15 protein-coding genes are annotated in these 21,526 nt (G+C 43.3%); 14 read left to right on the top strand and 1 reads right to left on the bottom strand.

Features of this window, described 5'->3' with window-relative positions; genetic code table 11:
- Nucleotides 1-16: 16 nt before the first annotated feature.
- From ACLWMH_RS04135 to ACLWMH_RS04125, 3 genes are all read left to right on the top strand, one after another.
- Entirely contained in the window at nucleotides 17-2,959 is a 2,943-nt protein-coding gene (locus ACLWMH_RS04135) for a leucine-rich repeat domain-containing protein (RefSeq protein WP_411915481.1), read from the top strand.
- Nucleotides 2,960-3,156: 197 nt separating this feature from the next.
- Entirely contained in the window at nucleotides 3,157-4,758 is a 1,602-nt protein-coding gene (locus tag ACLWMH_RS04130; RefSeq protein WP_411915480.1) for a hypothetical protein, read from the top strand.
- Between the two features lie 33 nt (nucleotides 4,759-4,791).
- Nucleotides 4,792-8,418, top strand: coding sequence for an InlB B-repeat-containing protein (locus tag ACLWMH_RS04125; RefSeq protein ID WP_411915479.1), 3,627 nt, complete (start codon nucleotides 4,792-4,794; stop codon nucleotides 8,416-8,418).
- A gap of 357 nt (nucleotides 8,419-8,775) precedes the next feature.
- Here ACLWMH_RS04125 and ACLWMH_RS04120 read toward each other — a convergent pair whose 3' ends face one another.
- Entirely contained in the window at nucleotides 8,776-10,698 is a 1,923-nt protein-coding gene (locus tag ACLWMH_RS04120; RefSeq protein WP_411915478.1) for a fimbrillin family protein, read from the bottom strand.
- Nucleotides 10,699-11,049: 351 nt separating this feature from the next.
- Between ACLWMH_RS04120 and ung the strand changes: the two genes are divergently transcribed.
- From ung to ACLWMH_RS04065, 11 genes are all read left to right on the top strand, one after another.
- The gene (ung, locus tag ACLWMH_RS04115; protein WP_411915607.1) at nucleotides 11,050-11,718 is read left to right on the top strand and encodes a uracil-DNA glycosylase; all 669 of its coding nucleotides are present in this window, start codon (nucleotides 11,050-11,052) and stop codon (nucleotides 11,716-11,718) included.
- A gap of 217 nt (nucleotides 11,719-11,935) precedes the next feature.
- The gene (locus ACLWMH_RS04110; RefSeq protein ID WP_411915477.1) at nucleotides 11,936-12,529 is read left to right on the top strand and encodes a 30S ribosomal protein S16; all 594 of its coding nucleotides are present in this window, start codon (nucleotides 11,936-11,938) and stop codon (nucleotides 12,527-12,529) included.
- Nucleotides 12,530-12,626: 97 nt separating this feature from the next.
- Nucleotides 12,627-13,925: a M16 family metallopeptidase gene (locus tag ACLWMH_RS04105; protein WP_411915476.1), complete on the top strand. Its 1,299-nt coding sequence runs from the start codon at nucleotides 12,627-12,629 to the stop codon at nucleotides 13,923-13,925.
- A gap of 119 nt (nucleotides 13,926-14,044) precedes the next feature.
- Nucleotides 14,045-14,473 (top strand): acyl-CoA thioesterase, encoded by a 429-nt coding sequence (locus tag ACLWMH_RS04100; protein ID WP_411915475.1) that lies wholly within the window; start codon nucleotides 14,045-14,047, stop codon nucleotides 14,471-14,473.
- A gap of 59 nt (nucleotides 14,474-14,532) precedes the next feature.
- Nucleotides 14,533-15,060: a CD225/dispanin family protein gene (locus tag ACLWMH_RS04095; protein WP_411915474.1), complete on the top strand. Its 528-nt coding sequence runs from the start codon at nucleotides 14,533-14,535 to the stop codon at nucleotides 15,058-15,060.
- A 36-nt stretch (nucleotides 15,061-15,096) separates the two neighbouring features.
- Nucleotides 15,097-15,636 carry a CD225/dispanin family protein gene (locus ACLWMH_RS04090; RefSeq protein WP_411915473.1) on the top strand — a complete coding sequence of 180 codons (540 nt, stop codon included), beginning with the start codon at nucleotides 15,097-15,099 and terminating at the stop codon, nucleotides 15,634-15,636.
- Between the two features lie 99 nt (nucleotides 15,637-15,735).
- A complete protein-coding gene (locus ACLWMH_RS04085) occupies nucleotides 15,736-16,071 on the top strand; it encodes a hypothetical protein (RefSeq protein ID WP_411915472.1) in 336 nt (111 codons plus the stop codon).
- A gap of 48 nt (nucleotides 16,072-16,119) precedes the next feature.
- Complete coding sequence (locus ACLWMH_RS04080) at nucleotides 16,120-17,586, top strand: bifunctional metallophosphatase/5'-nucleotidase (RefSeq protein WP_411915471.1); 1,467 nt, start codon at nucleotides 16,120-16,122, stop codon at nucleotides 17,584-17,586.
- A 59-nt stretch (nucleotides 17,587-17,645) separates the two neighbouring features.
- On the top strand, nucleotides 17,646-19,775 hold the full coding sequence (locus ACLWMH_RS04075) for an HD family phosphohydrolase (protein WP_411915470.1): 2,130 nt from the start codon (nucleotides 17,646-17,648) through the stop codon (nucleotides 19,773-19,775).
- Between the two features lie 18 nt (nucleotides 19,776-19,793).
- The gene (locus ACLWMH_RS04070; protein WP_411915469.1) at nucleotides 19,794-20,345 is read left to right on the top strand and encodes a shikimate kinase; all 552 of its coding nucleotides are present in this window, start codon (nucleotides 19,794-19,796) and stop codon (nucleotides 20,343-20,345) included.
- A gap of 573 nt (nucleotides 20,346-20,918) precedes the next feature.
- Complete coding sequence (locus ACLWMH_RS04065; protein ID WP_411915468.1) at nucleotides 20,919-21,416, top strand: Hsp20/alpha crystallin family protein; 498 nt, start codon at nucleotides 20,919-20,921, stop codon at nucleotides 21,414-21,416.
- Nucleotides 21,417-21,526 lie beyond the last annotated feature (110 nt).

Below are 21,526 nucleotides of genomic sequence, written 5' to 3'. Positions count from 1 at the left end.
AATTATACAATCGCCTATGAGCAAACATTTTACCATTTTGGGAATAGTATTGACCACACTATTCTTAGCACTATCGTCTCGGCTTTACGCACAGAATAAAGCGGAATGCATAGAAGTAACCTTTACCGGCAACTATACGGATTTTGTCTTCCACGCTACCGGTATTGAGTTGTGGATTGACCTAAACCACAACGGTGTACAGGATACAGGAGAAGAAGTTCTCTCCGGTGAAAAATCCGTGAAAAGTATATCGGATCGTCTCACTCCCTGTGTACTATACGGGAAAACTATAGAGGAATTATCAATTAGGGATACGGAGCAACCGGACCAAATCAAGAAGATAGATTTGGCAAAAGCCTCCTCCCTTCGTAAGCTTTTCGTTAATGGCAATCCGTTAGAAGGTATATTGGATCTCAAGCCTTGCACCGCTATAGAGGAGGTTAGGGCAGAGAGCTCTTTCCTTGAAGCTGTGGATGCCGTGAACTGTTATTCCCTAAGGGAATTATATGTTTCCGGTAGTCCGAAGCTCAAAACACTAAATCTTACCGACTGTAATCGCCTAACGCATCTCGAAGCCGAAGGGTGCATTATTGAAAATCCTATCCTGCGTGGTGACGTATCGCTATCGCGTATTTATCTTGAAAACAATATGCTTACCGAGCTGAATATACCGATGGCTTGCGCCAATCTTAAGGTGGTAAGCGTATCCAACAACCCAAACCTCAAGGAACTATCTATACGTGCTCTGTCAACTGTGGAGGCTCTTTATGCATCTCGTTGTGGGCTTTCGTCTATGGATTTATCCCGAGGACCATTGCTACAAGAGGTGGATTTATCGTGCAACGAACTAAAGGATTTGCCATTACATGTCAATCCCACACGCCTTAAGGAGGTACGTATTCACCAAAATCATCTCTCTTTGGAGGCAATGAAGAAGCTGATTGCCTCGTTGCCGGCAGATGACAAATCAACGGAAGAAAAGCGAATTTTCGCCATAAATACCTTGGGCGTAACGCCGCGCGAAGCTAATGTTTGCTCCAAATCGGCGGTGGCTTTGGCGAACAGTCGCGGTTGGGATGTATATGACTATTATGGAGGTACGGAACAATTGTACGGAGGAAGCGCGGATCCCATTATTGATCCGAGCAAAGAAGGATTCATTCTTACCACAACACGTACCTCTGGTGAAGAACTGACTATTGACCTTAAAGGCGAAAACTTATATATCGATTTAAACGGAAACAACATCCAAGATTCTGGCGAAGCCCTGGAAGTCGGGCAAAATACAGTTCGTTTGGCAGAACGAAGTATTGTTACCGTCTACGGAAGTCATATAACCAAGGCGCGTTTAGCCTTTAATGCTCTGACGGAGGTAGATTTTTCGCAAGCTCCGCATATAGAGGTGCTGGATCTAAACAATAATTCCTTGGAGTACGTTGATTTATCCATGCTGAAGAATCTCACTGAATTGGATCTTAGCACTAATCAGATGACGCGTGTACTGCTACCCAATGCGGCACCGCTGACCATGCTCAATCTTGCCTTTAACCGCTTTGCTTCCATTGAGCTTTTTCCCTACACAAAGTTGCAGCAACTATGGGTTAACAACAACCTGCTTACTGCATTTAACCCGCAAGGAATGAAGGCATTGCAGGAGTTGCATATCGAAATGAATCAAATCGGTCTGAAGGCCATGCGCAATTTGGTATTTGCGCTTCCGCAAGGCGATGCCGAAATGCCCCCACATAAGCTTTACGCCGTGAAAACGACAGATACCAACGAAGGTAATCATATAGCTAAATCAATGGTCGCTACGGCTCAAAGCAAAAGATGGAATGTATACAACGGACGCACACTGTACGAAGGAGAAGAAGATACCCATTTAGGCGATCACTCCGAATGTATCTCTTTGACGTTCGCTTCGGATGCACCGTCGGTTCTAACTTGCTTCCCAAAAGGCGAGGATTGCTGGATAGATCTAAACGGAAACGATAGTTGTGACCCCGGTGAGGAGGTAGATGCTACTGAAGGAAATAAGCAACAAATTGCCTTAGGTTCGGAGCGAACAGTCAAATTGTACGGCAAGAAAATCACGGAGTTACGCATCAATGAGCAAATGCATGTAGTTCAGGCAGATGCTTCTGAAGCTCATTCGATTGAATTGCTTTGGATTAGAGAGAACGAACTGACTGAAATAAAGCTCCCTAAAGGTAATACTCTGAAGAACCTTGACCTTACCGACAACAAACTTTCGGGTACAATTGACCTTACCCCTTATACCGCACTTGAAGAAATCTTCTTGGTTACCAACGGATACGAAGCCGTTTCCGTAAACGGATTGAGTAATCTTAGCGTACTTTCGCTCTCAGAAAACAAACTGACGTCAATAGACCTGTCCGGCTGCAGCAACCTAAAAGAGCTCTACTTGCCTTACAACCAATTGAAAAGCGTAGATGTAAGTGCGTTAGCAAAGTTGGAAACGTTGGCGGTATTCCGTAACCAAATAAAGCTTGCAGAGATGCAAAAGCTCATCTCGCAAATGAATAGCATTGCTCCCTCATCACGCTTCAGAGGCAAAATCTTCAATGTCGTTTTTGTGAAAACGGACGGAGCTCCTTCCCCCTTGGAACAGAATGAAGTAAACGATGCTTTGGTGGAAGAAGCAAAAGCAAAGCAATGGACCGTTAATGCCTGGAAGGAGGGTGGTGGCGTAATTGAGATTACCGCTTCAGAGCGTATAGCACGCAACCATCCCGAGCAAGTAATCTGTTTGCCTACTGAGACGGGCTGGATTATAAAATCCACAGAAAGCTTTGCACACGACACAGCGCTTTCTGTCTACTCTTTAGAGGGTACATTGCTCTATAAAGGTGCCTTGAATCAGCGCATTGAACTAAATACGCCCCTCCATCGGGCAGTGCTTTATTACGGAGGCGAAAGCAAGCTATTGATACGCTAATGTGTATCGCTCCATAAAAGGTATATAAGTCTTGTAGGAAAGGTATATAAGTTTGATGCGAAAGGTATATAAGTTTCGCTGAAAAGGTATATACCTTTTCCCGGAGATCAGTTTGGCGATATTCCTAAGGTAAATCACCCTGTCGGAATACCGCCATACGCTCCATGCATACAATAATCACATAATCTTAGAAAAGTTTGAAGATGCATAAATGTTTCTTTTGGCTGATATCCATATTTACTTCCCTCAATCTATGGGGGCAACAGGAGCAAACAATTAGTTTTACTACTGCCAAGGCGGTAGGCGAAACCATTACCCTCAATATCATAGCAGACGACCAAATAACTATTGAGGGCTTAGAGGGTGAGTACGATCCGGCAGTGGATGTTTCCTACAAGGTGGTATCTCAGGAGATAATCCTGCGTGGACCTATAACCGACTTTAATGCCAATGGGTGCTCCATTACCAGTTTTTACATAACTCTCCCGAAATCACTCGTTTGGCTCTCGCTGAATGACAATATGCTCAGGTACTTGGATCTCTCCGAATGCAGCGCTTTGGCACAGTTGCAATGTGCTAATAATCAGCTTAAGGAGCTTAATCTACTGCAAAACGAATCGCTACAGCAACTCTTTGTCGACAATAACTACCTGACAGAACTTGATTTGTCCGCTTGTACGTTGCTCTCAACGGTAAATTGTAGCAACAATTTACTCTCCTCGCTGGATCTTTCGGAGTGTCCGTATCTCAACCAGCTCTTTGTGTATTCCAATAGGTTTCGGGGAAAAGGCGTTGATGCCCTTATCGCTCATATGCCCAAGCTCTCAATCAATGATCAAAAAGGAGCGATTGTATTGCTCAGTACCATTGATCCGTGCGAGAAAAACTACTTTACAGAAGCGCAAACCGCAGTCATGAAGGAAAAAGGATGGACGCTTAAATGCCGTATGGACAAGGAGTATTACCAACCTTATCTCGATGAGTATGCTCACAACGGAACAGTTCCTCCCGGCGAACGTACGTCCGTTCTGCTTGAGGTTGGGAACGATATGCTCGATAAAAACATCTCTTTTGTCGTTACGGTACCGGAAGGCGAAACCGTTAATATGGGTAAAGGCATTCAAGGGGAATGGCATAATGGTGAGCGCGTATCCTATCTTGTTACGGGACCGATAATTGATATCACAGGGCATCATTTACGTGAAGTGACGGTGGATCACTGCGGTTTGAAGGTGGTAGACCTTACTTTGGCAAAATACATCACTGCTTTGGATTGTCGGAACAATATCATTGCTTTAATTACAGGTAGTGAAAACGCGGAGTTCAGGACGCTTCTTTGCAGCCAAAACCAGTTGTGCGATAAGGCGTTAGGCTCTCTTTTGATCGCATTACCCACCATAGCGGGCGAAAAGAAGCCGGGATTGCTCGGGATTTACGATGATAGTTCCCTGCCCGAAGGGAATCTTGTGAGCGACAAGCGAGTCAAAGAAGCAAAGGAAAAGGGATGGCAGGCATGCAAGTGGGATGCTAAAGACAATAAATGGATACCATTTGAGGAAACACCGTCCGTAGCCGTTTCGGCAACAAAGAATGCTCTTTACAAAATACGTACTGATAGCCGCGGAATCTACATTGATCCGTTAGGTAAAGAAGATCCGGGGGTGTTGTCCGTTTATACGCTACTCGGGGAACAAATTCGTCATATCCCTTTAAACCAAAATGAGCAGTTTGTAGCACTTCCTTATGGTTTATACATCTTGCAGATAGGTACATACGTCCGTAAGATCATAATAGAGTAAAAAACAATAACCCTAATTAATAACAATATAACTATGACACGAAAAAAACACTATTTGTTCGTCTTTACGCTCTTAATCCTCCTCTGCGGCTGGACGATGGGCGTACAGGCTCGAACAGAGCAACCGTTCAAGGCGGTAAACTACATGCTTCCTCAATGGGGATCGGCTTCGCGCTACGTTGCATGGCTCCCTGACGGGGCTCTTGATAATACTCTTATCCCCAAGGACTCTGGAAAACCTATATACCTTACGCAGCAACCACAGGAAAATATGGTTACCATTACATATACTGTGGATGAGGGCGGTACAATGAAAAACGCCACGTACTACGATCGGAGCACCTATAATTACATAGCATTCCAAAGTGGTAGCAATATTCCCAAAGGAGTGGAGGTGGATTTTGAGGTTGAATTGCAAAAAGGCTATAAAGTGGACGTGTGGTATCTTAATAATCAACCCGTGGCAAGTACCAAGGGAAAGAAAACTTACACCTTCACCGTAAACGAAAATAGCACGATTCGTGTGGCAATGACGGCTACCCCCAAACAAAAGGTAACCTATTCCGCCGGTGCGGGAGGAAGCATAAAGGCGGAAATAATAGGCTCCCCGTTTGCTTCGGGAGACGAAGTGCCCGAAGGTTCGTATATCACTTTTACGGCAACTCCCGATGAGGGATTCGTGATAGATAAGTGGCTAATTAACGGAAGTGAGAATTCAAGATATACAGGAAAGAGTTCAATCTATGAACGATTGGGCAGTGCTCCGCTGAAAGTAGAAGTGCTCTTTAAACAAAACAGAGATTATACGGTTACTTACACAGCACAGAACGATTGGGGTACATTAGCGGCAACCTACAATAAACCTAACGGAGCTGAGGTAAATGTTACCACGGGAATGCAGGTTCCCATAGGTACGGAGATATTCTTTACAGCTACTCCCAATGAGGGTTTTATTATAGATAGCTGGACTTGTAACGGTAATCCCGTGGATTCCTATAATGAAAAGCGTAGCTATAGTATCGTTGTTCGGGATGATGTTACTATTGTCGTAAATGCGCATCAAATACCAAAGTATGTGGTAACGTATAATAGTTCCGCCACAGGGGGAGCTGTGAAGGCTTATTATCAACAGTACACACCGGTATTCCAGCAGATAGAAGTGCTCTCCGGAGCAGAGATAAACTCCGGTACGAGAGTAACCTTTGAAGCAACGCCTAAGGAGGGTTATTCCTTTAAGTATTGGATCGTTAACGGCACAAAAGTGGATAATGATGAAAAGGAATCCGAGGAACAGCGTCGGATGACTATCGTTAAAATTACCTCCGTTACTACCGTTGAAGCTGTATTTGCGAAGGATGAACCTACTTTTGTGGTAACCTATTCTGCCGGAACGGGCGGAAGCCTTTCTGCCATATTAACCAAAGAAAAGACCGCTGTTAAGAGTGGCGATCGCTTACCTCAGTATAGCTATGTCACCTTTAAGGCAAAACCCGATAATGGTTATGTAGTGGATCAGTGGATGGTAGACGGACAAAATCAGCAGTTCTTTGCCGGAAAACCCGAATTGCAACGTACCGTTCGCAAGGATATGAACGTTACGGTTTCTTTCAAAGCAGAAACGCCTAATAAGCAATGTACCATTAACTACACCAAAGATAATGAATGGGGCACACTCGTTGCCTATTACGACAAGCAAGGTGGTAGGGTAAATATCCAACCGGGCGAACAGGTGGAAGCCGGCTATATGATATCCTTCCGCGCTACCGTTAAGGAAGGATATACTATAGATCATTGGACCTATAACGGAGAAAAGACCCCAACGCCAAATCCCGAAATGCTTACCGTAAAAGCTACGGAAGATATGACTGTGGCGGTAGTATGCTCCAAAGTCGAGCTCTGCATCGTGATTTTTGATGAGGATGTAAAAGGCGGTAAGATGAAGGCATATTATCTTAAAGACGAAGGATTCAGCGGATATAAAGAGGTCTATATTAAGTCCGGAGGCGAAGTCCCCTCCGGTACCGAAATGACCTTTGAAGTTACGCTTAACGAAGGCTTTGAGTTAGACCATTGGGAAGTAAATGACGAAAAAAAAGCATGCGACAAATACAAACCCCTTCGCCTTGCCAATCTCGTTATTACGGACGATACCTATGTACATCCCGTATATAAAGCCAAGCAAAAGCCTCAGTACAAGGTAAGCTTTACTGCTGACAACGAGTGGGGCTCGCTTAAAGCATTCTACTACGATAAAGGCAAAAAATACGATGTAAGCCCGGAGCAGACGGTTATTGAAGGCACTTTTGTGGAGTTTATTGCTACCCTCAAGGAGGATTATGTAATCGATTCCTGGACTTGCAACGGAGAACCTTTAGCTACTGCAGACAATCTCAAGCCGGCAGTTACAGTTAAAGCAGATTCCCGCATAGAAGCTCAATATCACAAAATCGTGAAGTACACCGTAAACTACGAGGCAACTTCCGAAAAAGGCTCTGTTAAGGCTACCTATCTGAAGAACATAAACTTCCAATACATAGCTACGCTCATTGCTTCCGGTGATATGCTCCCTGCGCAAACGAAAGTTACGTTCGAAGCGACTCCTCTGGAGGGATACGAATTCGATTACTGGACTTTGAACGGACAAAAGGCCGTTGAATCGGAAAAAACGAAGCTTGAAGGCGCCAAAATGATTATCACTTTGGAGCAAAACGTAACTGTAGCTGCCTTCTTCAAAGGAGATGGTCCCAAGGCATACGGCATTGATATTGCAGGAATTCCGGTTACTTCCGCCAACGTTGAACAGCTCGATAGGCTGGAAGGCGTATCGGTGGGTAGAGAAGGCTATATCCGCTATGATGCAGAGACACGCAAACTATCACTCAAGAATGTAACTCTGGAAGCCCCATCGGCCTTGCTTTTCGCTAAAAGTAACGATAGCTTTACCGTGGAACTATCCGGAACCAACAACTTAACGGGACAGCTCTCCACGGAAAGCAATCTGACCATTAGGGGGCAGGGCAAGATGCTCGTTGCCAACGAGGAACGTTCCGGTATCTCCGTAGGTAGTGGAGCTTCGCTCGTGATAAAGGGCAAAGAGTGCTTTGTGGAGGTAAAAACCACTTCCGAAACTGGTGTAGGAGCCATTCACGGGGTGTGGAGTGCCGGATGCACGTTACGTATCGAAGATGCTTCTGTTAATGCCGAATCGGTTGTTTCCGGTACTGCGGAAGTGCCGTTCCCTTATGCAATTGGCGGATTTAAGCAGATAGAGCTTGTACGCGCCAAGGTTTCTGTTCCCGAAGAGGGTGTGGCCGGCAATCATTCCTTTACCTTCGGAGGCACGGACTACACCCTTGCGTTTGTACTTGACAAAGCGAGCAAGCCGGCATCCTTGGTCAAGATAAATTACCATGCCGAAGCTTTGGATGCATTCAACAATGCTACCTTTATCGCTTATCCCAATCCCTTTACAGACCGTATCATCATAAAGGTGCCGGAACAAGCTGTGGGACAAACGGTATTCCTGACCAACATGCGCGGAGAAACTATGAAGCAGGTCAGGCTGCTTGATGCTACAACCGTTATTGATGCGGAAACCGTTCCCTCGGGAATCTACCTCCTGCGTATAAACGAGTACACGCAACTGCTCGTCAAGGAATAACCCTAAGGGGCACATCTTTGCATTAGAGAAGGCAATTCGGGGGTATCTTCCGGATTGTCTTCTTCCTATTCTTGACTAGCTCGTTCCCGATGGAACGAACCCTCCTGAGTACAGTATGAGAAAAGTATTCGTACAAATCATTAAAAGGATTTATTGAGGATGTACGTATAAATGGTTGAGGGGATACGTGTATTTGTGTGATCGGAACTTATCGGAGTTTATCAACTTCTATCAGAGTTTATCGGGAAGGATTGGTGGAGTTGGCGGCAATGCTCGGTAGGTGCCTTTGCTAAAGAATAAGGGAGGGCTTCCGGTGGAAGCTCTCCCTTGTACGATTAGATGCTGTGTAACCGACTATTACTTGCGGGCACCCGTGAATTGGATGTCGTCAAGAGTACGGTACCAAATATTGTTGAAAGAGCCACTGGCAACGAATACACCCGTGATGGAACCATTTCCTCCTGGTCTTGCATCGCTTTTCCATGGTGCAAATTTGCTTGTTTCTGCAGAAATGCCTGAAGCTCCATCCGCTTCGCTCTTTTCAAGTTTGCCATGGAAAGTTCCTTTATCCGGCATGGGGTTATATACGCTCCCTTCCTTCCAACCGGAGAACTGCACGTCGCGAAGTGTAACTAAGCGGTTATTCATCTCTGTCCGACGGGCAAGGAGTTCTTCCGGAGTGTCAAATACGATAGGCTTAAGAACGAATTCTTCGTCAGTGATTACAAGATCGTTTATTGAAAGGCTGAGTTGCTGAGTCGAATTATAAAGAGTAAATGATTTGTCCTTCAGATTGATTGAGATAATCTTGTTCATCGGGATAGATTCATTCATCTCCTTTGTTGCCTTTTCTTTAAGCCGAACCATTACTCCCGCTTTACTATCGCCTAAATAGAGGTTAGATAAGCTGTTCATATTGTCCTTCCCACTGATACGCACAACACGAATTGTTACATCCTCTGTGACCGTTCCGGCACCGGGATATTTAGCTAGTATTGCAGCTAATCCACCATCTAATTCTTTATTGGGCTCTTCTGACTTTCCGGCCTGCTTGACGGTGAATGTGAAAGTCTTACTTTCTTCTCCACGTGTCTTTGTCGCAACGGTGTAAGTTATTGTGATAATGGCAGTCCTTTCAGTAGCAGTAGTATTTGCCTTTATGTCAAGCTTCAGATTTTCACCTTCTTTAGTAGCTACTACAGCACTTTCGTTAGAAGACTGTACGGTCCAGCTTGCTGCATTAGTAACGACAGGATAGTTTTTCGTAGCGGCTTCTGCGCCTACTTCTATAGTTTCGCCAGCTTGAATACCTGTGATAGTAAGCGTAGAGGAGGTTGCTTCGTCCGGAGTAAGTTCGCCATTGATAGGTTCAACGTCATTCCAGTCTGTGATAGTACCATTTAAGCCCGGCACCTCAATAAGCGACTCGCCTTGAAGCTTTAGTACAAACGAAATGCGCTTTCCATCCACAAACTCAGTATTGGCCGGAATGGTGTAGGAATATTGTTTACTAGCAATTGTAGCAATTATTTTACCATCGGATAGAGTTTGAGGTAATACGTAGGCATTGAATTGGGCCGGGGTTTTAGTGCTCTCACTGAGGTTCATGTCAGCTTGGGTGTTGATGTTGCTGAATGAGCCGTTAGCTAATGCGAAAGTACCTTTTGTATTGAACCCTTCAACCTTAATGGTAGCACCCGGAAGCGGGTTATTAGCTTCGTCTCTTAGCTCTATGCGTACAGCAGAGAGTACGTGACGGAAAGTGAGTACCAGCTGACCGATAGTTGCTGTACTATTTTTCTCTTTTAAATTATTGCTATAAAGCAGATCCAGTCCGGGCTGTTCGCCTGCTGTGTTAATGGTGATGGTTCTATCGGCAGATACGGGAGTGGCTTGTGGCCAAAAGGCGATAAAGTCCACTTTGGCTTCGTTCTTGGGGAAGAACATTTTGTCGGCATCTGTCGCAGCTTTAAATTGTTGCGTTCCATCACCACCGGTGGCAGTAGTATATACCTTATTGTCTGCGTAGAGTTGTTCGGGAGTGGCTTGATCAAGGGCTACTCCGGAGGCAACCATGTAAACCCCAATTTTATCGTTCGCTTCCCAAGTGGCATCATATGCCTTGAGAGGATTAGTGCGAATATTGGAGCTAAGTGTAATAGGTTGATCGCCAACCATGATTGTGTCGCGAGGGCATACTCCTTTGTCTGAATTACAAGACGAGAATGCAGCAACGACCGCTAAAGCGGTTAGTGAAGTACGAAAGAATGATTTCATCATATTATATAGAATTGGTCTTCTTCTAATTCTCTTCTATCTATATTTGGTATTATTTATTCCGGCTACATAATTTGGGGAAGGTTAATCTCTCTAATTGATTACTCGATAGTATAATTTAGATGTGTTTACCCACCCTTCAATTGCAAATGTACATGATATTAATTAAATGTCGGTTACAAAGCACTTCGAAAAGTCTCATTAGGTAGCTAACACGCTAATATTTTTCTCTTATTCTTGCTCCTTATTATACCATCGCTTGGTGAGTCTCATGGATTCAAAATTCTGTTGATGAATAATAATACGTACTTTTGTACAAGTAGGAAGTATGGGTATAAAGAGAAGCAAAGCGCTATCATGAATGTACATATCAATGAGGAGTGGAAAGAGCATCTTTGTAAAGAGTTTGATCGCTTTTATTTTCAAGAGCTTGTTTCCTTTGTAAAACATGCTTATGCAAGTGAAGAGTGTTATCCGCCCGGAAGGTATATTTTCCGAGCTTTTGATGAGACGCCTTTTAGTCGGGTAAAGGTGGTTATCTTAGGTCAGGATCCTTACCATACTCCAGGAGCTGCAGAAGGGTTAGCATTTTCAGTTCCTCAAGATAAGCCGATTCCACCCAGCCTACGCAACATATTGAGTGAGATTGAGAAGGATACGGGTAGCCCTTCAATCATTGTAGGAGGTCATTTGGGTCCGTGGGCACAGCAAGGGGTACTATTGCTTAATAGTACGCTTACCGTAGCGAAGGGACGAGCCGCCTCTCATGCCGGTCATGGCTGGGAGACTTTTACAGATGCTGCCATTAAGAGTCTGGCCACAGAGCGAAGCGGGTTGGTTTTTATGTTATGGGGGAGCTATGCGCAGCGTAAGATTGGCTTGATCCCTGAGGGACGGCACTTAATCCTATGTGCTCCACATCCCTCTCCGCTCTCTGCATCGCGAGGTTTTTTCGGGTGCAAGCACTTTACGCAAGCCAATCAATATTTAGTGGCACAGGGTAAAGAGGCTATTTGTTGGTAGATGTGCTTACTAATTGATTTATAGTGCGTTAGGAGAAATAGCAAGTGGGTTGAAAAAAGATATAGATGTTTCAAGTGAAAGATTAGATCCTTTTAGTTGAAACATCTATATGTTTTGATCAAAAGGTTCAGATAGTTTGAAAGAGAGGTTAATTCAAAATAATGTAGTACCTTTGCCGAGCTATATAATAAAGAGAAACGAATAGAACAAGAGTTAAATGGCAACTAAAATTAGATTGCAGCGCCACGGTCGGAAGGGATATCCCTTCTATCAGATTGTAGTGGCAGACAGCAGGGCTCCACGAGATGGAAAGTTTATTGAAAGGATAGGCACGTATAACCCCAATACCAATCCTGCTACAGTAGATTTGAAGTTCGATAGAGCTCTTTATTGGCTTACTGTAGGTGCACAACCTACCGATACTGCACGCAACATACTCTCTCGCGAGGGAGTGCTGCTGAAGAAGCATCTTTTAGGTGGTGTCCGGAAGGGCGCATTTGATGAAGCTGTGGCAGAGCAACGCTTTGAAGCTTGGAAGGAAAAGCGTCAGCAGCGTTTAGATACAGTACGTAGTAAGGACGAAGCAGCTAAGCGTGAAGAAGAAAAGAAGCGTTTGGCAGCTGAAGAAGAGATAAACAGAAAGAACGAGGAACTAATCGCTGAGCGCAAGCGCGCAGAAGAAAAGGCGAAGGAGGAAGAAGAGGCAGCAAAGCGTGCTGCTGAAGCCGAAGCACTTAGTGCTGAGGTAGCTCCTGCAGAAGAACCGGCAGCAGCTCCTGAGGCTGAAGCTACTGAAGCTACTGAAGCTTAAAAAAAGAAGAGTAAGCAGACCCATTCCTCTGCTTCTGTTTTGTAATATGAATTAAGCGAGACCCTTGCTTTTGTAGCGAGGGTCTCTTTTTAATAGTATGTCACAAGAAGATCCTTCTCCTCAGAGCGGTACATCTCAAAATATAGTAGAGATAACCCATGATGGAGCTATTGGCTATCGGGCATGGCGCTTTCCCTCCGGCTTAAGGCTTATTTATCGTCCGGACGAAGAACCTGTTGCCTACATGGGTTATATAGTGGCAGTCGGATCAGGCAATGACCCAATGCATTACCATGGAATGGCACACTTTATAGAGCATATGCTTTTCAAGGGTACCAAACTTCGTTCTGCGCGGGCTATTATTAATCGTATGGAAGAGGTTGGGGCGGACTTTAATGCCTACACAACCAAGGAGGAAACCTTTATCTACACAGCTGCCCTTGCTGAGCATGCGCCTCGAGTGATTCAACTTATGACAGACGTAGTTAAGCACAGTACATTTCCACTCGAAGAGATGGCCAAAGAGAAAAATGTAATTCTCGAAGAGCTGAATAGCTATAAGGACACTCCTTCTGAGATGATATTCGATGAATTTGAAAATCTACTTTTCCATGCCACTCCTTTGGGGCATAACATATTAGGTACGGAGCGTTCTCTTGAGCGTATTACCAGAGAGGTGGCTCTGAACTTTATGAGTCAATACTATCGACCAGAGAGAATGGTTTTCTGTATTAGAGGAAAAGTCCAATTGGATGCACTGTTTGATTATCTTCTCAAAGAATTTCCCCCATCAGTACAGAATAGGACTTTGCAGAAGCAGCAAGAAATTCGTGTTAAGCCAATGCTTCGGGAGCGAGTAACTCATCGCTTCAATACGCATCAGGTGCATCGTGTAATGGGCTGTGAGGCTTACTCTTTATACGATAAACGCAGTTATGCATTGGCTTTACTAAATAACATTTTGGGAGGACGGGGAATGAATGCACGTCTTAACTTGATTCTCCGCGAAGATTTAGGGGTCGTTTACTCAGTAGAAAGTAACTACTCTCCCTATGCAACTACCGGTTGTTTTTCCATCTATTTCGGTGCTGCTAAAGAGCATTTAGAAGAAGCTACGGAGCGAGTGTGGAAAGAGCTGAGACGATTTATTAATGAACCAATCGAGGAGTCTGATTTACGAGCGGCATGCAGGCAAATAATGGGACAGATGGCCGTAGCGGAAGATAATCGCGAGAATGCTTTCTTGGCCATGGGAAAAAGCTTTATGCTCTATAATCGTTATGAGTCAAGAGAAGAAGTGGCTGCACATTATGCCGCTGTGTCGGCTGACGATATTGTTCAAGTGGCAAAAGAGCTATTTGGTGCTAACAAAATGCTTACTCTGACTTATCGATAATCTCCTAATTAGTGACCTTCGTATGAAATTCTCTCTGCGCAATCTTACTATTTACTATCATTTTTTGAACCTATCCTTCAAGTTTCGATGAACACAACTACTAGATAACTACATACAATATGAAGCTTCCTAAAGACTATCTTTATACCTTAGAAATGAAAGTGCGTGATTACGAATGCGATTTGCAGGGGGTAGTGAATAATGCGAATTATCTGCATTACATGGAGCATACCCGGCATGAGTTTTTACTTACTTTGGACGAGGATTTTGAGTCACTTCACAAAGATGGAATTGATCTCTTTGTCAGACGAGTTGAGGTGACTTATTTGCGTTCCTTAAGGAGTGGAGACCTATTTGTAAGTGGGCTTACTATGAGGCGAAGTGGAGCTAAATTGTGCTTTCAGCAAGATATATATCTAACAGATGGCACCCCCATTTCCAAGGGAATTGTAGAAGCTGTAGCTGTAGTAAATGGAACTATCTCAAGAGGTGAAATATTTGATCGATTAGTTGAGGTAGCAGTACGTAAAGAAGGTGTAGCGGATTAATTTATAATTCTTCTTACCTTTGCTTTGTAAGAAGGACATAAAAAGCTAATTCTATTCAGATGCAGTACTTTTACTATGTAAACGGCAGTCAGTACGGACCCGTTAGTTTGGACATTTTAAGGCAAAGAGGGATAACTTCCGACACTTTGGTGTGGAGAGAGGGACTAAGCACATGGGTAAAAGCTGGTGAGCTTCCGGAGCTAAGCAGTCTTTTCCAAAATAATAATGCCTCAGTGCAGCCTCCCTTCCCCCAGCAATCCTATACTCAATATAATAATGCAAGTAGTGCGCAGTCTTACAATACACTACAGAACAAACCGATCAAGCCGGAGAATTATTTGGTTTGGGCCATATTGAGCACTATATTTTGCTTTTTCCCCTTTGGTATTGTGGCTATTGTAATGGCTGCCGGAGTAGATGATGCCTATAATAGGGGTGACTATGAGGCTGCACAGCAGAAGAGTAAGAAAGCACGTATGTGGGCTATGTGGAGTGCTTTGACAAATGTAATTGTTCTGGTTGTCTACCTCATAGTGATCTTTTTTACCGTTTCCGGCGTGGCTCTGTTCGGAGCTGCTAATCTATAAGAAATACTCAATTAGAACTTCAAATAAACATTATATATGGAATATTATTACAATCAAGGAGGGCAACCTGTAGGACCCGTAGACTTAGATGCTCTTCGTAGCGTTGGCTTGACTCCGAATACCCTTGTATGGCATGAGGGAATGACAGATTGGCAGCAAGCGTGTGAATTGCCTGAATTGGCAGATCTCTTTCCTCAAGCTCCAGTTAACCCTATTCAGTCTAATTTCCCTCCGACTCCTCAGCAACCACCTATGCCACAAGCGCAGATGACTCCTTCTAATGAGCCAATGCCTCCAACTTACTTGGTATGGGCCATCCTTACAACGATACTTTGCTTTTGGCCGTTAGGTATAGCTGCCATAATTAATGCGTCAGGGGTTAGTTCCGCTTTTTCAAGAGGGGATATAGAGACCGCTAAACGTAGAAGTAAAAATGCAAAGCTCTTCTCTATATGGACTGCTGTGATAGGTTTTGTGCTTGCAGTAGTACTCTTTATCGTATGGTACACTGTGATAGTAAACTTAGGGGGAAACAATATTGACAATATTGACTTAGAGGAATTGTACGACCTTTAATGATAACTGAATCACCTTTCTAATGGGTTTCTAAGCTCATTCCTTTCCCGAAAAATGCTTACTAGTAGGTCGATTAGGAGAGTCCTTTGCAGTGCTTTTGTGGTCTTATTATTGGGCTCTGCACTATCGGCACAACGCATCGTATTAGGGCACATTGACGCTAGACGATACATGAAAGGTGATGGAGTAGCGGTATTGCTTAATAAACTGCCTGCTACTGATATGGAGTTTCTTTCCCTATATGCACAGATGGGAACTCAGACTGAAGGGATGCCATGGCTACTTATGGCATCCCTCTCTTTATATCTAGCAGAGCCATCTCAGAGTCTGAATGCTCTTGCTAACGCCAACGTATTGGAAGGTGCTTGTCCTTCTTTGCGTATTATACGTGGAGAAGATCACTATTACCATATTCTGCACTTTTCTAATGCGTAAATTCTCTCCTATATATTCCTCAACTTATCTCAGTATATAGAAACAATTATGAAATCAAGGCTAATACTTCCATTCTTTATCTCGCTTTCTCTCTTCACTCTTTCACAAGTTGCTACTGCACAGAGTGTGAGGAAGCGGACACAAGTTGCTATCGTGTCAGTGAATGATATTCATGCAGAGATGCAACGTTTTCCCCGCTTTGCCTACATAGTAGACAGCTTGCGAACTATTTATCCGGATTTATTGCTATTCAGTGCAGGGGATTTACAGAGTGGAAATCCGATTAATGACCAATATAAGCCCAAAGGGTATCCTATTATTGCTCTAATGAATGCATTGGGCTTCAACCTTTCTGCGGTAGGTAATCATGAATTTGATGTAGGGCCTGAGCGATTTGCAGAGATTACTAAAGAGGCTACGTTCCCTTTTCTGAGCGCAAATATATTCCCCTCAAAGGAGTGGAAAGGTCATATAAAACCTTATACAATACTAACCCTCTCTAATGGAATCAAGGTTGCCGTATTTGGAGGAGTTGAAATTGGTAGTGGAGGAATACCCTCTACTCATCCTGCTCGCGTAAAAGACTTCTCATTTCGTCCTATGCGAGAAATGGTAGAGCAATTTAGACCGCTTAAAGATTCTGCTAACTTGGTAGTGATGCTTACGCACCTAGGAGTGGAAGAGGATAAATATATAGCTTCCCTAAACCCTTGGATTGACTTGATCGTTGGAGGGCATTCGCATACCTATATAAACGGCAAACTAGAAGTTAATGGAGTGGCTATCACTCAATCTCAGAATAAGCTCAAGCATTGTGCACTTACTTTGGTGACTTTGGATGAAAGAGGGAAGCCAATTGATATAAAAATTCACTCTTTTGAGATTGACCAAGCACATGGACAGGAGAGTGCTATTTATCGCTTGGCAGTAGATCTTTTTGGAAATAATCCTATCTTTCAAGAAAAGCTTTCACAGGCAGAAGACCATTTTACTAATCCAACGGAATTGGGCTATCTAATGTGCGATGCTATGCGTGAAGAAGCACAGGCGGATTTTGCATTTCATAATCACGGAGGGGTGCGTTCGTCTAATCTATTAAAGGGTCCTATATCAGTATTGGATGTGTATACGATGGATCCTTTCGGTAATGAGCTTATGAAAGTAGAGCTAAGTGTAGAGGAAATTAAATCTTTCTTGCGCTATTGTTGGATCCGCGAAGGGGAAAAACCTATGCTTTGCTCCGGTGTGAAAATAGCTTATACCATCTCTAAAGATAGAAAGCTAACCTCTATTGAGCTATACACTCCTGATGGTAAGCTCCTTGATAACAATAGACGTTACAAGGTCGCTTATAACTCTTATATTGATGCTTCCTATCCCTTTGATCATGTCCAGCCGGCCTCTTCAGTAGGGTGTACTTCAGCAGACGCATTAATACATTATTTACGGCGTCAGAAAAGCGTTCCCTCTTATAGAGGACAGATACGTTATAGGGTATCTATGGAAATGGAGTAGATGCAGCGTAATGGTTGGGAACGACTATCTTTGCATCATAATGAGAACTATTTAAATCAATGGCAGACTCAATCAATAGAAAAAATAGGATAAAACTTAAAAGACGAATAAGTCCAAAGTATCAGTCTTTTATCCTATTCCTATTAGGAGCGGTCGTGATTCTTTTCTTTGCGCCACGAGAACATAAGTTTATGTATACCTTCGTGGAGGGCAAGCCTTGGCAGTATGAATTGCTAACTGCTCCCTATAGCTTCCCCATCTATAAGCCAACTGAGCAACTTGAGATGGAGCAGGACAGCGTGCGTAATTCAATTAGTCCTTATTATACACTTGATGCACAGATCGCTGAAGAAATGCTTGAAAAGTGGGAAACTGACTATCAAAGCATTTGGCATACTACGGTAGATGAGAGCTATTATCAGTATGTAAAGCATGAGCTGACTGCACTTTACGAAAGAGGGGTTATAACGGATGAAGAATTAACCAAGATAAGGGATGAAAATACTCTTCGTGAGGTTAATTTAATGGTAGGAAATACCGTTCAAGAAGGGCATCCAATAGGATTGTTTTACAATATCAAAGAAGCTTATCTCGCTATTACTAAAGAGGACGTACCCGATAATTTAGATCCTGCTAATATTGCTGCTCTGAACGTAGCCAACTACTTAAAACCGAATGTGATACCCAATGAGGTAATGCAGGCTCGCGTGCTTCAAGAGGAGATACGAAATATTCCCAACTCAACCGGTGTAGTACAAGCCGGTCAACGTATTGTGGATAAGGGAGAGATTGTAGATGCTTATACCTACAACGTACTTAACTCTTTCAAGAAGGTATATGAGTCGCGAACAGGAGCCGATACGGTTCAGATTGGACGTTTCGTGGGTACGTTCATTATTGTTGCGTTGTTGTTAGTATCCATTTGGCTTTTTATCCTCTCCTTTGTGCCTGTCTTATTGGTAAGGCTCAAGAATACTCTTTTCATCGTTTTGGGGCTTGTCCTCTTTGTGGTACTTACCGAGCTGGCCGTATCGCTATCCCTCTTTAGTGTGTACGTGATCCCTTACGTGATCTTTATTATCCTGCTACGTACCTTTTTACATTCTCGTACTGCATTCTTTATACATGTTGTAACGGTACTTACCTCTGCTTTATTTGTCCCATTTCCATTGGATTTTATTTTGCTACAAATGACTGCCGGAATGGCTTCTTTGTTTAGCTTGAAGAGCCTTACCTCCAGAGCACAGCTTATTAAAGCAACTTTTCTTGTATTCATTTCTTATGTAGTTGTTTCGTTAGCTATCTCCATTATGCAAAATGGAGAATTTGAGGCAGGCGACTGGGAAAACCTGCTTTATTTCGGAATAAACCTCATATTCTTGATGTTTACCTATACACTTGTATACCCTGTAGAAAAGCTCTTTGGCTACGTGTCGAATATTAGTTTGGTTGAGATGAGCGATGTCAACACACCACTTCTTAGACAGCTCTCCGAACGGGCACCCGGCACATTCCAGCACTCTATGCAAGTGTCTATTTTAGCCACGGAGGCAGCGCAGCGTATAGGAGCGGATGTGCAACTGACTCGTACCGGAGCCTTATACCATGATATTGGCAAAATGCTCAATCCTTCTTTCTTTACTGAGAATCAAGGTGGAACTAATCCTCATGATGACCTAGACTATAAAGAGAGTGCCGCTATCATTATTGCACATGTGACAGATGGAGAGAAAATGGCTGAGAAGAACAATCTCCCCAAAGCCATTAAGGACTTTATACTCACCCACCATGGTTGTGGAGTTGCTAAGTATTTCTATACGAGATACTACAATGAGCATCCAGAAGAGACCCCTGATCCTAAGCCCTTCTCTTATCCCGGTCCAAATCCCTTTACTAAAGAGACCGGTATCCTCATGCTTGCCGATGCTTGTGAAGCAGCAAGTCGTAGTTTAGGTGACTACAACGAAGAGACTATTACAGAGCTTGTCAATCGTATAGTTGATGGTATTATTGAGTCCCGCCTACTGGATGAAACTCCTCTTTCCTTTAAAGATATCACGCAGATTAAGCAAGTCTTCATTGAAAAGCTTCAGACTATATACCACGCACGTATCGCCTATCCCAAGATGAATTACCAAGAAGGGGAAGCCGTGCGGTCTGCTGTAGAAGAGAACTCTGAGAAAGAATAAATTATCAATTTCTGTGTAATGGTTAGCGGCATACCAATTTATTTTGTAGGCTTTATGGGATCGGGTAAAAGTACCGTCGGTCGGAAAGTAGCTGCAGGACTTGGCTACAACTTTATAGATACGGATCTGTATATAGTTAATCGTTTTAGAAAGAGTGTAGACGAAATATTTCTTCACGAAGGTGAAGCAACCTTCCGAAAGCGTGAGTTTGCCATTATGGAGGAAATAGCGGGTATGCCCCAGACAGTAATTGCGACCGGAGGAGGATTGCCCTGCTACAATAATCTTATGGAAGTACTCAATGAAACCGGATATACTGTCTATCTACAGCGCACACCTGAGGAGCTAGCGGTTCGTTTAGAGAAATGTAAGCGTACTCGCCCTGCTATTAAGGCATTGTCAAGTGATGAAATATTTCCCTTTGTTCAGCAAGAGTTAGCCAAACGAGAGAGTGTTTATAGTCAAGCCCAGCTGTCACTCCCCGTATTGAAGATTATTCCGGACGATGATGAGGATAAGTTAGTATCCTTTATATTGCATCATCTCGATAGTATTGGCGAGATTCTCTAACCATTCTATCTTAATATAAGCTCATTAAAGGTATCTCGATTTGGAGATGCCTTTTTTTTCTTTCAGCTCATAATTCTTCTGTCTTGCTTTCAAAATTGGAGGCGTAAGAGATCCTACGATTAGGAGCTGACTGATATAGAAAAGACAGGCTAATCGATATACTCAATCAGCCTGCCGAGGGCTTTACTGCAACGGCGGGTGAACCAATACCATCTTCTGCCCTCACCGGCAAAGATATGAAACTTCTTTCACTTCAAAGCTACTTGAGACAAAAAGCAGACGAAGCTTGGAAAGCATTAGGCAATCCGATAAGTGCGCAGCAGCACGATGCGTACCGGTGTACACGGACGGCTAGTATGCAGCTTTACGCAGTGTGTGATAGGGATGGTAGAGTAGTGAAAACGGTTTGTATACAGTATGAAGCAGCTTCTGCACCCTTATAATTCATTGTACCTGTTGGCGGTATGCTCTGCTTAAATTATACTACTATTTGACCGAAATACTAATTTGGTATAGTTATTGCTTATAAGAAAGTGAAATAGAAAAGTAAACATTAATAAGAAAGGAATGATTATGAGTTTGATCAAAAGAAATAACGAAAGTGGTTTAAGTAATAGAAGTAATTACGATTGGTTTGGAGATGATTTTTTTGATTCCTTCTGGGGAGATAGCTTTTTCCCTAAAGGGATGATGAAGACGCACAATACACTCTTTCCTGCGATGAATGTTGTAGAGGGAGATAAAAATTACAAGGTGGAAATAGCTGTACCGGGTGCTAAGAAAGAGGATATAAAGATAGATCTTGATGAAAATAATGTCTTAGAGGTATCCTTTAGTGCTCAAAAGGAGAATGAACAAGAGAAAGAGTTTGAGAATGGAACAAATCGACCGGTAAAGTATCTCTGTCGTGAATTCTCTCACCAGAGCTTTGTAAAGCGTATTGCATTACCTGAAGAGATAAAACGTGAGGATATTGCAGCTTCGTTTGACAATGGGGTACTTGAAGTATTGATCCCAAAGAGGGAGCCGGAAGTGCAAAAGATAGAAAGTAGAAGTATAGAGATTAAGTAAGTAGCTAAGCATTTAATAGCTTAGAAGCAAATAAAGGAGCTCTCGGGAACTTCCCCGAGGGCTCTTTTTTTTTGATACCACGATAATGTATTTCTCTAATTCAGCTATTG

Origin of the sequence: Porphyromonas miyakawae (genome assembly GCF_045865415.1) — a bacterium.
In the GTDB taxonomy this organism is placed as follows: Bacteria; Bacteroidota; Bacteroidia; order Bacteroidales; family Porphyromonadaceae; genus Porphyromonas; species Porphyromonas miyakawae.
This window is presented reverse-complemented; position numbering and strand designations above follow the sequence as displayed.